Source organism: Campylobacter concisus, assembly GCF_902460625.1.
GTDB classification, from domain to species: Bacteria; Campylobacterota; Campylobacteria; order Campylobacterales; family Campylobacteraceae; genus Campylobacter_A; species Campylobacter_A concisus_AD.
Window position 1 is genome coordinate 1 of sequence record NZ_CABPUT010000007.1, and the last position, 15,093, is coordinate 15,093.

The following is a 15,093-nucleotide window of genomic DNA, read 5'->3' on the forward strand; positions in this document are numbered from 1 at the left end:
CCCTTAGAGGATTTGAACCTCTGTTTCTACACAGAGAAAGTAGAGTCCTGAGCCACTAGACGAAAGGGTCATAAACCCAAAAATGGTGTCCTGCGTTGGATTCGAACCAACGGCCCCCTCATTAAAAGTGAGATGCTCTACCGACTGAGCTAGCAAGACATTTGTTTAAAAAAGAATTGAGATTATACAAAAAACATTATTACATGTCAAGAAACAATAAAAAGTATCCAGTGCTTTACAATATTAATTTTTAATAATATAAGTTTATCTCAAATTATAAAAAAGAATGGTGCGGATGAAAGGACTTGAACCTTCACGCCGTGGGGCACCAGATCCTAAGTCTGGCGTGTCTGCCAATTTCACCACATCCGCACAACAACAATAAAGTGGTACGCCCATCAGGATTCGAACCTGAGGCCTACGGCTTAGAAGGCCGTTGCTCTATCCAGCTGAGCTATGAGCGCATAAAGTATTTTAAGTGGCGCGCCCGATAGGAGTCGAACCCATAACCTACAGATCCGAAGTCTGTCGCTCTATCCAATTGAGCTACGAGCGCCCAAAATGGGGTGAGTGATGGGAATCGAACCCACGACCCTCAGGACCACAATCTGATGCTCTAACCGACTGAGCTACACTCACCATTTAACATGGTCGGGGTGAAAGGATTCGAACCTTCGGCCCTCTGGTCCCAAACCAGATGCGCTAACCAGACTGCGCTACACCCCGCCTGAGTCGTGTTTGTAAGTTTATGCCACTACCTCATTAAAAAGTCGTATTTTAACTTGTTTTTTTTATAAAGTCAATTAAAAAACACTTAAATTAATAGAAATTATATATAAAAGATAATTCAATCAAAAATATTAATTAATACTTCACCAAATACTTAATTTTTTACACAGGCCATATTTTTGCTTCTCTATCTTATTACCTCACCATAAAGTATAACCTTTATTTCACGGATTTTTAAGTAGCCTGACATGAATATTTTAACTAATATGCAACGAAACAAACATTGATCTATTATCTATTATGCCTTTCATACTTAGCAAAATTTTCTTTTAAATTTATACAGATTTATCTTTTTGGGCTAGAATTTTTATAAAATTGCTTACTTAAAATTCCACAAACAAAAATCACTTGATAGGCTAATGATATGATTGACATTTTATCTATCCTATCATTAGCTTTTCATCATCGTAAAAATATTATTTAGCTAACATTTTCTTTTTAGCATAGATATTTATACTTTCAACTGCCAATGAAAATGCCATCGCAAAATAGATATATCCCTTTGGAATATGAAATCCTAATCCTTCAGCAACTAGTGTCATGCCCACAAGCACCAAAAATGCAAGTGCTAAAATTTTTATAGTCGGGTTATTATCTACAAAATTAGAAATACCTTTTGATGCTACCATCATTACACCAACTGCTAAAATAACAGCAATGATCATTATCTCTATATGCTCAGCCATTCCAACAGCCGTGATAACACTATCAAGAGAAAAAACAATATCCAAAACAGCTATCTCGCTTACAATAACCAAAAAATTTGCATGTGATTTTTTGCTATTTTTATGCTCTTCACCTTCACCAGAAACACTAGAATGTATTTCAAGGGTTGATTTTACAAGTAAAAATAGACCGCCCAGTATAAGCACCAAATCTCGGCCGCTTATACTAAATTCTGCGATAGTAAAGAGTGGCTTTGTTAGCTTCATGATCCAAAACAATGAAAGTAAAAGTAAAATTCTAGTCACCATAGCTAGCCCTAGGCCGACAATCCTACCACTACCGCGCTGCTCTGGAGGTAACTTACCTACCAAAATAGCAATAAATATAATGTTATCTATGCCTAAAACTATCTCTAAGCCAGTTAACGTAAGTAGTGATATCCACGCTTCTGGCGAACTAAACCATTCAAACATTTGCTTCCTTTGTTAAAATTTTTATTATGCTATCAGGCAAAATTTCATGCTCTATCGCATGGATTTTGCTCTCCCAATCCTCTAAGCTCATACCATCTTCTCTTTCAAACGCTCTTTGTGCAATGAGTTTACCTCCGTCAAGCTCCTCGCTCACGTAGTGCACGCTGACACCACCTATCATCATATCGCTCTCAAAGCTCTCTTTTATCGCATGAGCGCCTTTAAAAAGTGGCAATATGGAAGGATGTAAATTTATGGCTTTTATCTTTGATGTAAAAACAGGAGTTAATATCCTCATAAATCCAGCAAGCACTGTTAGTTCAGCGCCGCTTTTTAAAATTTGCTCCACAACTGCAGCGTCAAATTCTTCTCTATTTGCAAATTTGGCACTCTCTATTATCGTCGTATCAAGCCCAAATTTCTTAGCTCGCTCGATGCCATATGCTCCTGGCTTGTTGCAAATACAAAGGCAAACTTCGATCTTTACGCCATTAAAAATTTGATTATGAACTTTTTTAAGTATCGCTTCTAAATTTGAGCCACTACCGCTAAAAAGTACGGCTATTTTTTTTGTAAGCATTTTACTCCTTTTATAATGTCTGTTGGGCTAAGCGCATAGCTATTTTTTTTGAAATTTTTAAGGCTTAGTGCATGAGCTAGTGTAGCCGAGATGGCAGCATCCAGTGGCTCGTAGCCTTGAGCCAAAAGAGCAAGCACGAGTCCGCTTAGCACGTCGCCACTGCCACCTTTTGCAAGCGTGTTTTTACCATAAGGCATGATATAAATTTGTCCGTCTTTAGCGATTATCGTATTTGCGCCTTTAAGTACTAGCACAGCCTTAAATTTCTCGCTCCAAGACTTAGTATAGGCAAATCTATTTTCTTGTAATGTTTTTACGTCGATATCTGCTATATTACAAAGCCTTAAAAGTGAGCAAAATTCCTTTGGGTGAGGTGTCAAAACACAGTTTTCATTTAATAGATCAAGCACTTTTGCGCTGTAAAAGATATCAGCGTCAAGAACAAGTTTTTTGCTCTTTAAAATTTGTGCATCAAGCTCTTCTATACCATTTTCACCAAGTCCCATACCAATGGCTCCGGCATTCATTTTATCGCTTATCTTGCTTGCTTGCATGATCTGCATTGGTAAATTTAGACTCTCACTACTTATCACACTAACTAGCCCAGCCCCAAAGGCAAATGCCGCCTTTGCGCAAAGCATGCTAGCTCCTATGCGCTCGCCAGATATGATAAATGCGTGGCCAAAGTCGCCCTTATTTACGCACTGATTTTTTCTATTTGGAAGTACAAGATCACATTTTTCAAGCAAGTGATAGTCGCTCTCGCATTCGTAGTTTTGCGCGCTTATACCAAGATCAGCGACCTTTACCTTGCCAACAAAGTCTTTTGCAGCGTCGCTATAAAGCCCAAGCTTTCTAGCTCCCATCGTGATCGTGATATCCGCTTTTACGCAAGCACCAAGTACTTTGCCCTCGCTACTTAGCCCGCTTGGCATATCACAAGCGATAGTGCAGGCAGAGCTTTTGTTTATCTTTGAGATAAGCTCTATGTGCTTTTTGTCTAAATTTCTATTTAGCCCTGAGCCAAAAAGCCCGTCTATGACGCATTTTGCGCTATTTAAGCTATTTTCTGCGTCTTTACTCTCTCGCACGCCAGCAGATTTAGCTCGCTCAAGCTGCTTAATGGCTAGTGGCTTTAAATTCTGACTAGCTAAGATAAATTCGCATTCAAACTCGCCCTCTAACATCCTTAAAGCACAAAGCACGTCAGCACCGTTATTCCCACCACCGGAAATGCCAAGCACCCTCTCGCCTTTTTTAAATTTCTTACGGATGAAATTTGCTATGCCAGCGGCAGCGTTTTCCATTAAAAGCTCTTCACTAAGGCCAAATTTCTTGCTCGCTCGCTCGTCTAAAATTCTTGTATCTAAATATAAATTTTTCATCTTCATGCCCTAAAACTAAGCGCCTCTAAGATGTGGGGCTTTAAAATTTGCTCACTCTCATCAAGGTCAGCGATACTTCTAGCCACTCTAAGTGTCCTTTTTATGCCTCTTTGAGAAAGATTGTACCTCGAGGCTGCCTTTTGTAAAATTTCTCTTGCTTCATTATCCAGTAGACAAAATTTTTCTACTTGTGCGTCATTTAGCTTGCCGTTTAGCTCATCTTGATCGCGCTTTTTTTGAAATATAAAGGCTTTTAAAACCATATCACTCATCTGCTGTGAGCTCAAACTTGCCTTGTCACCTGGCGAGCTCTCGTCCATGGCAACTTTTAAATCAATGCGGTCGAGCACTGGAGCTGAAATTCTTGATTTATAGTTTTTTATCTCATTTTCGCTGCATTTGCAATTTAGGTTGTGAGAGAATAAATTTCCGCAAGGGCATGGATTTTGAGCTGCTACGAAGATAAATTTAGTCTCGTAAGTCACTTTTGAATTCACTCTTGCGATGTGGATTTGATTGTCTTCAAGTGGCTCTCTAAGGCTTTCTATCACCTGCTTTGCAAAGTGAGGGAACTCATCAAAAAATAGCACTCCGCCATTTGCAAGTGCGATCTCGCCGATCTTTGCGACGTTTGAGCCTCCGCCAAATATCGAGCTTTTTGTCGAGGTGTGATGTGGCGATCGAAAAGCTCTAATACTTGTAAATTCGCTATCTTGAAGGTTTAAAGAGCGGTAAGCGGCAGACTTTAGCACCTCTTCTAGGCTTTGTGGCGCCATGATGTAAACTAGGCGTTTTGCACACATGCTTTTGCCGCTACCTGGGCTGCCTTCAAATAAAATATTGTGCATGCCAACAGCTGCAATAACGCAGGCTCTTTTGGCACGATCCTGACCCAAAACGTCCTTAAAATCAAGCTCAAAGTTTAAATTTGGAACATATCTTTTGCCAGAAATTTCTAATACGTTTGAAAATAGCTCATGCGTAGCGTTAAAACGTATGCTTTTTGCAAATTCTGCGTCATTAAAAAACCTAATCGCCTCTTCTAGAACACTAACCGCATAAATCTCTAAATTTGGGATCATAGAAGCTTTTTGTGCTATCTCTTTTGGTACTAAGACTTTTACGTTTTTTACCTGTGTGCTTAAAAAAAGAAGGATTGAGAATAAATTTGCTGTGCTTTTTACACTTCCATCAAGTCCAAGCTCGCCAAAAACAAAAATTTTCTCTAAGTTTTTTGCCTTTTGAAGAGCTATAAGAAGAGCAATAGCTAGGTCAAAATGTGAGCCACTTTTTGGCAGATCTGAAGGGGATAAATTTATGGTTATCTTTTGTGCTGGAAAGGAAAAATCAAGTACTAGAAGTGCTGCTTTTACGCGTTCTGTGCTCTCTTTTATGCTTGTGCTTGCAAGCCCAACGATGCTAAAACCAGGAAGCCCGCGAGAGAAGATAGACTCAACGTCAATTATCTTTAGTCCATCGCCGTAAGTAGCACATCTTAAAGACTTCATGAAGCTTTTTCTTTTTTTTGCTTTTTGTATTCCTTATCAAATTTTTTACGTTTATTAAAGCCGATTTTTTCTATAAAAAGATGTCCATCTAAATGATCATTTTCATGCTGGATAGCAATAGCTAAAAGCCCATCAGCCTTTAAGCTTTGCTCTTTGCCAAAGCGGTCTTGATATTTGATAGCCACAACCTCATTTCTTTTTACATCTTCATAATATCCGGGTACACTAAGGCAGCCCTCTTGATAGACACACTCACCCTCACGTAGTTCAAATTTTGGGTTTATGATTTCGATTAAATTTTCTTTATCTTGTACGCCCTCGTCATTGGCTAGATTTATAATAAAAATTCTTTTTGCGACACCTATTTGAATAGCTGCAAGGCCAATGCCCTCTTTTGCAATCATCGTATCATACATATCATCAAGTAGTTTGTGAAGTTCCTCATCAAAAATTTTAACCTCTTTTGAGACTTCATAAAGTTTTTTATTTGGATAAGATAAAACCTCTAAGATCAAGCCCAAACTCCTACTTATTCACCCAAAAATATAGGCTGCTCATCATCTTGTGTTAGTATTAGTTGATCTAACGAGTAAGAGATTAATTCTTCAGCACTTCTTGTCTTTGTTATCATGCTTGAAACCACTTGGATATCAAGCTTGCACTCTTCGCCATCAATCTTCCAAGGTATAGATGAAAGCATATTTAAAATTCTGCTACCGGCTTGTTTTGTGCCATTTTCATCAGTATATTTCATAACCATAGCAAAACAGCCATCACCGTAATGAGCTACTATATCGCTTCTTCTAGAAGTTCTTAAAAGAAGCTGTGATATAGCTTTATACATATTGTTTCGCTCTTTTAAATTTTTAACACGATTTGTAAACCTATCTTTTGCTCTTACTAGTAAAAACGATGCGTTATAGCCATATCTCTTAACAGCTTCTACTTCACTTTGTACTGTGGCTACTAGAAATTTTTTATTATAAACGTCATATGTCGTATCATAAATCGACTGCTCTTCAATAGATTTAAGCATCTTAGCTACTTCGTCATAGCTTACTTTAATGACATCAAGATGCTTATCCATAAGGCTGTTTAATTTTATTAAGTCATGGTTAAATGCACTTAAAACATTTTGAAGAGCTAGGATATTTGTATTATTTTTGAGTGCATCCATGCGCTTTTGTACTAGGCCTCTCATGATGCCTAAATTTTTATAGATTAGCACCACAGCCTGAAGCATGCTTTTTATCTGGATAAAACCTTGCTTTATCTCTTTTTCAATAGAGATATTACTGCCTGATGGTACTGAGATCTCGGAATTTATAACTATCATATCACCGATCTCTTTTCTAAATTCATCAGGCTGCCCATCAAGCATTTTCTCAAAATAAATAGAATAATTATTTGGCGTAGATGGAACATTATCATCGCTTAATTCATGCAAAACATTTTCTGAAAATTTGTAGATATCTACCTTTTCTTTTTCTAGAATATGTTTTACCTCAACCGCTTTTTTCTTAGGGTCTGGTGCATTATCTATCTTTATCACTTTGGGCCTTATTTAAAACTTTTCTCCAAAATTTTATCAACAAGTCCGTACTCTTTGGCTTCGGCCGAACTCATAAAGAAGTCACGTTCAGTATCTTTTACGATCTTACTTAGCTTTTGACCTGTATTTTTGGCCAAAATTCCATTTAAAATCTCTTTCATACGCAAAATTTCACGAGCTTGTATCTCGATATCAGTCGCTTGTCCTCTAGCGCCGCCAAGTGGTTGATGTATCATGATGCGAGAATTTGGCAATGCATATCTTTTACCTGGCGCACCACAGCTTAATAAAAATGCACCCATGCTAGCGGCTTGTCCGATGCAGATCGTGCAAACATCTGGCTTTATGTAGTTCATCGTGTCATAGATACTAAAGCCACTTGTTATCACGCCACCTGGTGAGTTTATATAAAGGTAGATATCTTTGTCCGGATCTTCAGCCTCTAAAAATAGAAGCTGAGCAACTATAGAAGCGGCCATGCCATCTTCTATCTCACCACTTAGCATAACGATCCTGTCTTTTAAAAGACGGGAGTATATATCATAGCTTCGCTCACCTCTACTAGTTCTTTCAACTACGACAGGAACGTAATAGCTCATTACTCGGCCTTCTCTTTTTTACTTGCTTTTTTCTCGTCTTTTTCTTTGTTAAAGAGCTCACCAAATAGCTTCTCTTCGATCATTGACATCTTTATAGCTGGAAGCATGCCTTGATTGCGGTACATCTCAAGGTGTGCTTTTGGATCTTGACCGCTTCTATACGCCTCAAAATAGATCGCTTGAACAACCTCTTGATCGCTTACTTTCACGCCTCTTACGCGAGCTAGCTCATCAATAATGAAAGTTAAACGAACGCTATTTTCAGCGTCTTTTCTAAACTCGTCACGTTTTTTAGAAAGAGCATCTTTGTCCTCTCTAAATTTCTTCATATCGTCTGGAGTAAATGAGCTCCATGCGTTTCTAAACTGCATATCAATCTCTTGCTCGACAATATTTTTTGGCACGTCAAATTTAAATTTCTCAACCGCAGCTTCAGCAAATTTTGGCTTAAGCTCATCATTTATAAGTTTATAAATTTTCTCTTGGCGGATTTGCTCTTTTATACGCTCATCAAGTAGCTCTTCAGTTGGTTTTTCTTCATTTGGAAGTAGAGTTTTAAGCATCTCTTCATCTAGTTTTTCAGGGATTTTTCTCTCTTGAATTTCATGAAGTTTGACTTTAAAAACAGCGTCTTTGCCAGCTAAATGTGCAGCGCCGTAGTTTTCTGGGAATTTAACCTCGATATCTTTTTCGCCACCAGCTTTTATGCCTACCATACCATCTTCAAAGCCTGGGATAAATTGATTTGAGCCGATCTCAAGCACGTAGTTTTCAGCCTTACCACCATCAAATGCAACGCCATCAACAAAGCCTTCAAAGTCAAATTTAGCAAAGTCGCCAACCTTTAGACCTCTTTTGCCATCAATTTTCTCAAGTGGAGCTATCATTTTTAAAAGCTCGCTCTTTTTCTCATCGATATCTTTTTTCAAAACACGTGGGTTTGAAAACTCAGGTATCAAGCTCTCATAGCCGCTCACATCGACACTTGGCTTAAATGAAACTGTTAGCTCAACATCGATCTTGTCATCTTTTCTGTCAAATTTTGAAACGATAGGCTCGCCGATAAGGTCATCGTTTTTCTTGCCTGCTTGCTTTATAGCCTCATCAACAACATCTCTTAAGACATCTTGTTCAGCATCGTTCGTTAGCTCTTTCTCGTAGCGTTTTAGCACAATAGCAACTGGCACATGGCCTTGTCTAAAGCCATCTACTTTCATAGTTTTTGCTGCTTTTTTTGCTAGTTTCTCTACGCTAGATTTTATAGCATCTGCACTTATAGTCGTGCTTGCTAAGGTATTTACGCTATCTAGAGCTTTTGTTTTGATTTCCATCTAATTCCTTTATGAATACAAATTTTTAGCCCAAAATATAGCAGAATTTTCCTTATTTCATTGTAAATTTGTAAATTTTTATAGATATAAAAGGCGTTTTAACGTAGAATCTGGCAATAAAATTATGGAGAAAATTTATGCAAGAGAGCTTTGAAAATTCGGTTAAAAACATGCTAACAATAATAGGCGAAGATCCAAATAGAGAAGGGCTTATAAAGACGCCTGAGCGTGTCTTTAAAGCGTTTAAATTTCTAACTAGCGGATATGATGAAGATCCAAAAGAGGTCCTTGGTGATGCACTTTTTACTAGCTCAAATAATGAAATGGTTCTCATGCGAAACATCGAGTTTTATAGCCTTTGCGAGCACCATTTGTTGCCTATTATCGGCCGAGTGCATGTAGCATACATTCCAAATGGCAAGGTCGTTGGCCTTAGTAAAATTCCACGCATGGTAAATATCTACGCCAGACGCTTGCAAATTCAAGAGCAAATGACTGAGCAGATCGCAAAAGCACTTGAGGACGTAATCGCTCCAAAAGGCGTTGGAGTCGTCGTCGAGGCTAGGCATATGTGCGTTGAGATGAGAGGTGTGCAAAAGATAAACTCAACTACGACAACCTCAGCACTTAGAGGCTGCTTTATCAAAAACGCAGACACAAGACGAGAATTTTTCTCGCTTATAAATTCTCCTAGGGAAACGCATTTTTGAGCTTAGAACATATAAATTTAAAGCTTAAAGAGGGTGTAAAGCTCTCAAACACCTTTGGCATCATAACTAAAATCACAGCTACGACTATCGAGATCACTGGGCTTCGTCCAAGTATCGGTGATATCGTGCGTATAGTTGCAAAAGATAAGAGCAAAAATGGTCTTGGAATGGTCACACAAATAAAGACAGATGGCGCTTATATCAGCCCCTTTGGCTTTGTCGAGGGCTTTAGGATAGGCGACTTTGTCTATGAGAGTGATCAAGGTATGAGTATACCTGTGGGACCAAATTTACTAGGCCGCGTGGTCGATCCATTTATGAAGCCCATTGACGGCAAAGGAGCGATCGAGACGACTGAGTATATGCCGATCATGAGAGTACCGATAGATGCGATGAAGAGAGGGCTTATAAACGAGCCATTTAGCGTTGGTATAAAGACGATAGATGGACTGCTTACTTGCGGCAAGGGGCAAAAGCTGGGAATTTTTGCAGGTTCAGGCGTGGGTAAATCAACGCTCATGGGTATGATCGTAAAAAACACACTAGCTCCCATAAAAGTAGTCGCGCTAATAGGCGAGCGTGGCCGTGAGGTGCCTGAATTTATCGAAAAAAATCTAGGCGGTGACCTAGAGGGCACAGTCATCATCGTAGCGACCAGCGATGACAGCTCGCTCATGCGAAAATACGGCGCATTTTGTGCGATGAGCGTGGCTGAGTACTTCAAACAACAAGGAAATGATGTGCTTTTTATCATGGATAGCGTTACGCGTTTTGCGATGGCACAGCGTGAGATCGGCCTTGCGCTTGGCGAGCCACCTACATCAAAAGGCTATCCACCAAGCTCACTCACGCTCTTACCACAGCTAATGGAGCGCGCCGGCAAAGAGGAGGGCAAGGGCAGTATCACGGCATTTTTCACCGTGCTAGTTGAAGGCGATGATATGAGCGATCCGATAGCTGACCAAAGCCGCTCTATCCTAGACGGACACATCGTGCTAAGCCGCGAGTTAACGGACTTTGGAATTTATCCACCTATTAACATCCAAAACTCAGCCTCGCGTGTCATGGGCGATGTGATCAGTAAAGAGCATAAGCTAAATGCGATGAAATTTAAGCGTCTTTACTCGCTTTTAAAAGAAAACGAAGTCTTGCTTCGCATCGGTGCATATCAAAAGGGTAGCGACAAGGAGCTTGATCTTGCGATCTCAAAGAAAGAATTTATGGAAAATTTCTTGAAACAAAGCTCGGAAGAGACATTTGCACTCGAAGAGGTCGAAGAGCTGCTTGATAAGATCAATCAGTAGATTTCTAAAATTTGCAAGCCTTTTGACAAATTTTGCTACTAAAATTTTTATAGCTTCTTAGGCCTTGCCAAAAATATAATCAATTTTTTATACTAATTGCTAAAGTGATCACGCATTACTTCTTTGCTTCGGATGTAAGAATTGCGCTCAAAGACTTATATCATCTCTTGTTTAATTTCAAAAAGCGCTGCTACAAATATCATGAAAGAGAATTTGAAAATTATGAGGCTTTTTATTTTAAACTTAGTGAGAACGGTTTTTGTGTTATACAAAACGACAAAGTATTAAAAACTATTTCTAAGCACAATACGCATTCCAAACAGCGATCACAAAGTGGGCAAATTCCAAAATTTGGGTTTTACAAAAACTTACCCACTTACAAAATCTGCGGTAGTAAATTTGAGACAAGCGAACAAGCTAAATTTATACCAAGTGGTTATGTGCTGATATCTGTCTTGCTGTAAATTTTGGTAGCAATCATGACGTAAATTTAACTATGAAAGTAAAATTTTACATTTAGATCAGTAATCTCTGGCACTTTAAACTTCACCTCGCAACAAAAAGCATATGCTACATGAGATAGTAAAATTTGGAAGAGATTAAAAGCCAAGACCTATTTTTTCTCATCAAAGCTTGAGTTTAGCTTACACTTTCCCTGACTTTGGTGACGGCAAACGCATAAATTCTAATTAGATAAAAGCAGGTTTCCCACCAACGTCAGAGACTCTTGTTTATTTATATTTGTTTAAATTTATACAAACAATGAAATCAAGAGAGAAAGGCTTAAGAGCCAAATCCCATCTTTTTATCCTCGCCAAAGCTTGAGTTTAGCTCGCGCTCTATCGTCGTTTTAAAGTCCTCAAAGGTAAAAATCCCATCATCTTTTATCGCTACTTTTAAAGCAGTATTTTTTAGCGCAAGTACGATCTGTGCGCCACTTAGGTTAAACTCAGCCAGCCTTTCTACGCTAAAGCCATCTTCAAAGCTTGCATTTTCGGGCAAAATTTTACGCCAAATGGCAAGCCTGCCGTTATAATCAGGCTTTTTAAACTCGATCTTGTAGTCAAACCTTCTAGAAAACGCCACGTCAAGGCTTTGCAAAAAATTTGTCGTGGCGATCAGCACACCCTCAAAGCGCTCGATCTGCTCTAAAAAGATATTTTGCATTTGATTATGCATCTTCTCAGCCCCGCTCGAGCTCTCCACTCTCGTGCTTAAGAACTGATCGGCCTCATTTAGCAAGAGCACCGGCTCGCTGCCACTTTTTTTGCAAATTTCTTTGTAAGTGTCAAAAATTTTTCTTACATTTTGCTCGCTCTCGCCGACATATTTGCTTAAAATTTTTGAACAGTCAAAGCTTAGAATTTGCTTCTTTAGACTCTTTGCAAGCCCAACAGCGCTCATCGTCTTACCAGTGCCAGGCTCGCCGTAAAAGATGATCTTGGCGTCTATATTTTTTCTAGTTTTTATGCCCCAGCTGCTAAGTCTAGCGAGTACTTTTTTATCGACTTGTTTTAGTATCGTGCTTAAAAGCTGCTTTGTCTTTTCGTTTAGCACGACATCTTCTAGGCTAGTTACTGGCTCTATTAGCTCAAAAATTTCTTGCTCTTTTACCAGGCTTTCGATCTTGATTTTTTTACTATTTTTATCATTTTTTGGATGCATTATGCTTTGCAAAATTTCTTCGTTTATAAAAAAGCTCTTGCTAACGTTGCCATAAGCGTTTAAAACCTCATCGTAGTCAATGAGCACACCCTCGATGAGCCTTGAGCCATCCTCTAAAAGAGTACGATTTTTGATGCGTTCAAGCTCGTCTTTGCTTATTAGCCCAACTAGCGTGTTTAGATCGCGACCGTTTTCAAAGTCGCCCGCGTACTCCTCTTTTAAAAGGGCTAAAAATATAATCTGCTCTTTTTCATCAAGCGAATTTTCTTTAAAAATTTGCTCTATCTTTAGGCTAATTTTGCTTAGTTTTACGCGCTCGTTTATGCGCTTTGTAAGCTCAGAAATTTGTTCATTTATTCGCTTTTTGGCATCACTTGAGCTGTTTTCAAAAATAGCAGCCTTTGAGTAAAGCTCCACCTTTAAAAACTGATCTTTTAAATACTCCAAATGATCCTCATATGGCGTAAGTTCTGGCAAATTTATATCAGCGTTGCCATCTTCAAGAATTTTTAAAAATGTGGCTGATAGAGAAATTTCAGAATGAAACAACGAAAGTAGCCCTTGAGCTGAAGCTCTTTGCGTGCTCTCAGGTATTTTAAAAAGACTATAATTTTGTACAATCCAACCGCTATCAAGCAAATTTTTTATAAATTTTAGATACAAAAGCTGCTTATCATTTTGCGTGCCAAAGACTGCTCCAAGTAGCTCAAAAACGCTCATATTAGCCGTTCCTTGCACATAAGCTTTACTTAGATATTTTAAAATTTCTCCCTCTTCATCGCCGCACTTTATCAGCTCGTAAATTTTACTTTTTTTGAGGTCCTGGTTTAAAAAATCAAGCAAGTATTTCACTAAAATTTATCCTTCATCTGCTCTATTTGCTCTTTTAATACACGTTTTAGCACCTTACCAGTAGCATTTCTAGGCAACTCTTCGGCAAAATAGATACTCTTTGGTATCTTGAAATTCGCTAAATTTTTCTTTAAATGCTCTCTTACTGTCTTTTCATCAAGATCCATGCCCTCTTTTACCTGAATAAAGGCCACAACCTCTTCATCTGCATGCACGTCTTTTACGCCGATTACCGCTGTTGCTTCGACTGCTTCAAGTTTGTAAATGACTTCTTCTATCTCGCGCGGATAGATGTTAATGCCCTTTGATATAATGAGGTCTTTTTTACGATCAACGATATAGATAAAACCCTCTTCATCGACTTTGCCAAGATCTCCAGTTTTTAACCAGCCGTTTATTATAGTCTCATCAGTGATGCTTGGCATACCATAGTAGCCTTGCATGACGCAGTCGCCCTTTACAATGATCTCACCGATCTGGCCAATTGGAAGCTCCATCATCTCATCATTTACGATCTTTACCTCATAGCCATCAAGCACAGGCCCTACACTTAAAAGCTTTTGTTTATCATATAAATTTGCAGCTACGACTGGCGAGCATTCGCTAAGGCCATATCCCTCGACAAGTGTTGCACGTGGGAATTTCACTCTAAAGTCATCTATCGTCTGCTTTGCAAGCGGAGCCGCACCACTTACAAATAATCTAATGCGGTTAAACCATCTAAAATACCAAGGAATTTTTGCCTTGCCGATAGCTGTATAGATGGCTGGGATTCCCAAAAATACAGTTACACGCTTTAGCAAAGTTTGCTTTAACACATTTGAAAACGGAAATACCGACTTTACAAGAACCATCGAAGCGCTCGCAAATATCGGAAGCAACACCATTGCAGTTAGCGTAAAACTATGAAACATCGGCAAAAAGACTATAAAACGATCGCTTTTTTTCACTATAAAACGATCATGAGCTCCAATTAAATTTGAAAAGATATTTTTATAGCTTATCATCGCACCTTTTGGCTTGCCAGTAGTGCCTGAAGTGTAAATTATATGCATTAAATCATCTATTACCGGATGCTTTGCGATACTAAGAGCATATTTGTGATTTAGAGTTTCTGTAAAATTTATGTTTTTAACGAGCCCATTATTTTCATAGCCCTTGCTCATATCCTCTTTTGAAATTTGAGGTGTTGAAGTGAGATACGCGCTCTCGCCATACTCTTCGTCAGTGTCTATATATTCATCTTTTGAGGCACTTTGAAGTTTCTTTGGTATTGCTCCGATCCAGATTATTTTTCTTAAAATTTCAAGCTCATTTAATGCGATTAACTCTTTTGCAAGCGAGCTAGACGCAAAAAGCACCTTTGCACCGCAATCATTTATGATATATTCAAACTCGTTTGCTTTTAAAAAAGTATTCATAGGCACTGCGATACCGCCTATTGCGGTTATCGCAAGGTATGAGATGATAAATTCTTTCGAGTTTGTAACCGCCATAGCTACTTTATCACCAAATTTTACTCCAGCAAGCTGCAAATAAGCCGCCACTTTATCGACATTTTGCTTTAATTCGCGATATTTTAGCTTCTCTTTTTCTTCAAAAAGAACTACTTGATTTGGATTTTCCTTTGCTACTTTAGTTAAAATTTCATAAAAATTATTATAAGAGTATCGCATTAT

Annotated in this window: 12 protein-coding genes and 6 tRNA genes; 2 read left to right on the plus strand and 16 right to left on the minus strand. The window is 38.6% G+C overall.

Going from position 1 to position 15,093, the window contains the following annotated elements; all coding sequences use genetic code 11:
• Nucleotides 1-83 precede the first annotated feature (83 nt).
• The 14 genes from F3G69_RS06065 to tig form a co-directional block, all read right to left on the minus strand.
• A tRNA-Lys gene (locus tag F3G69_RS06065) sits at nt 84-159 on the minus strand.
• A 128-nt stretch (nt 160-287) separates the two neighbouring features.
• Nucleotides 288-372 (minus strand) — tRNA-Leu (locus F3G69_RS06070).
• Between the two features lie 15 nt (nt 373-387).
• Nucleotides 388-464, minus strand: a tRNA-Arg gene (locus tag F3G69_RS06075).
• Between the two features lie 15 nt (nt 465-479).
• A tRNA-Arg gene (locus F3G69_RS06080) sits at nt 480-556 on the minus strand.
• A gap of 6 nt (nt 557-562) precedes the next feature.
• Nucleotides 563-639, minus strand: a tRNA-His gene (locus F3G69_RS06085).
• A 9-nt stretch (nt 640-648) separates the two neighbouring features.
• Nucleotides 649-726: transfer RNA gene (locus tag F3G69_RS06090), tRNA-Pro, on the minus strand.
• A 479-nt stretch (nt 727-1,205) separates the two neighbouring features.
• Nucleotides 1,206-1,928 (minus strand): TerC family protein, encoded by a 723-nt coding sequence (locus F3G69_RS06095; protein WP_149714700.1) that lies wholly within the window; start codon nt 1,926-1,928, stop codon nt 1,206-1,208.
• Nucleotides 1,921-2,508, minus strand: a complete 588-nt coding sequence (purN, locus tag F3G69_RS06100) for a phosphoribosylglycinamide formyltransferase (protein WP_103600690.1) — start codon at nt 2,506-2,508, stop codon at nt 1,921-1,923. The genes F3G69_RS06095 and purN overlap by 8 nt, the downstream gene beginning before the upstream one ends.
• On the minus strand, nt 2,490-3,893 hold the full coding sequence (locus F3G69_RS06105) for an NAD(P)H-hydrate dehydratase (RefSeq protein ID WP_149714701.1): 1,404 nt from the start codon (nt 3,891-3,893) through the stop codon (nt 2,490-2,492). Before F3G69_RS06105 ends, purN begins: the two co-directional genes overlap by 19 nt.
• 2 nt (nt 3,894-3,895) lie before the next feature.
• Nucleotides 3,896-5,401, minus strand: a complete 1,506-nt coding sequence (locus F3G69_RS06110) for a YifB family Mg chelatase-like AAA ATPase (RefSeq protein WP_149714702.1) — start codon at nt 5,399-5,401, stop codon at nt 3,896-3,898.
• Nucleotides 5,398-5,916 (minus strand): peptide deformylase, encoded by a 519-nt coding sequence (gene def, locus F3G69_RS06115; RefSeq protein ID WP_103600693.1) that lies wholly within the window; start codon nt 5,914-5,916, stop codon nt 5,398-5,400. Before def ends, F3G69_RS06110 begins: the two co-directional genes overlap by 4 nt.
• Before the next feature lie 14 nt (nt 5,917-5,930).
• Nucleotides 5,931-6,953, minus strand: coding sequence for a GGDEF domain-containing protein (locus F3G69_RS06120; RefSeq protein WP_085657935.1), 1,023 nt, complete (start codon nt 6,951-6,953; stop codon nt 5,931-5,933).
• 8 nt (nt 6,954-6,961) lie between these two features.
• Nucleotides 6,962-7,552, minus strand: coding sequence for an ATP-dependent Clp endopeptidase proteolytic subunit ClpP (clpP, locus tag F3G69_RS06125; RefSeq protein ID WP_054196008.1), 591 nt, complete (start codon nt 7,550-7,552; stop codon nt 6,962-6,964).
• The gene (tig, locus tag F3G69_RS06130; protein ID WP_149714703.1) at nt 7,552-8,883 is read right to left on the minus strand and encodes a trigger factor; all 1,332 of its coding nucleotides are present in this window, start codon (nt 8,881-8,883) and stop codon (nt 7,552-7,554) included. Before tig ends, clpP begins: the two co-directional genes overlap by 1 nt.
• A 137-nt stretch (nt 8,884-9,020) precedes the next feature.
• Here tig and folE point away from each other — a divergent pair, with 137 nt between their 5' ends.
• Both folE and fliI read left to right on the plus strand, forming a co-directional pair.
• Nucleotides 9,021-9,593, plus strand: coding sequence for a GTP cyclohydrolase I FolE (gene folE / locus F3G69_RS06135; RefSeq protein ID WP_021090409.1), 573 nt, complete (start codon nt 9,021-9,023; stop codon nt 9,591-9,593).
• 11 nt (nt 9,594-9,604) lie between these two features.
• Nucleotides 9,605-10,897, plus strand: coding sequence for a flagellar protein export ATPase FliI (fliI, locus tag F3G69_RS06140; protein WP_410470298.1), 1,293 nt, complete (start codon nt 9,605-9,607; stop codon nt 10,895-10,897).
• 783 nt (nt 10,898-11,680) lie between these two features.
• Here the strand turns inward: fliI and F3G69_RS06145 are convergent.
• Nucleotides 11,681-13,414: an ATP-binding protein gene (locus F3G69_RS06145; protein ID WP_149714705.1), complete on the minus strand. Its 1,734-nt coding sequence runs from the start codon at nt 13,412-13,414 to the stop codon at nt 11,681-11,683.
• Nucleotides 13,414-15,090 carry a fatty acid--CoA ligase gene (locus F3G69_RS06150; RefSeq protein WP_149714706.1) on the minus strand — a complete coding sequence of 559 codons (1,677 nt, stop codon included), beginning with the start codon at nt 15,088-15,090 and terminating at the stop codon, nt 13,414-13,416. Before F3G69_RS06150 ends, F3G69_RS06145 begins: the two co-directional genes overlap by 1 nt.
• Between the last annotated feature and the right edge of the window lie 3 nt (nt 15,091-15,093).

Bases quoted from the DNA above. Each gene is read 5' to 3' on its own strand.
- F3G69_RS06095 (WP_149714700.1), bottom strand. From the start codon at position 1,928: ATGTTTGAATGGTTTAGTTCGCCAGAAGCGTGGATATCACTACTTACG.
- purN (WP_103600690.1), bottom strand. From the start codon at position 2,508: ATGCTTACAAAAAAAATAGCCGTACTTTTTAGCGGTAGTGGCTCAAAT.
- F3G69_RS06105 (WP_149714701.1), bottom strand. From the start codon at position 3,893: ATGAAAAATTTATATTTAGATACAAGAATTTTAGACGAGCGAGCGAGC.
- F3G69_RS06110 (WP_149714702.1), bottom strand. From the start codon at position 5,401: ATGAAGTCTTTAAGATGTGCTACTTACGGCGATGGACTAAAGATAATT.
- clpP (WP_054196008.1), bottom strand. From the start codon at position 7,552: ATGAGCTATTACGTTCCTGTCGTAGTTGAAAGAACTAGTAGAGGTGAG.
- tig (WP_149714703.1), bottom strand. From the start codon at position 8,883: ATGGAAATCAAAACAAAAGCTCTAGATAGCGTAAATACCTTAGCAAGC.
- folE (WP_021090409.1), top strand. From the start codon at position 9,021: ATGCAAGAGAGCTTTGAAAATTCGGTTAAAAACATGCTAACAATAATA.
- F3G69_RS06150 (WP_149714706.1), bottom strand. From the start codon at position 15,090: ATGCGATACTCTTATAATAATTTTTATGAAATTTTAACTAAAGTAGCA.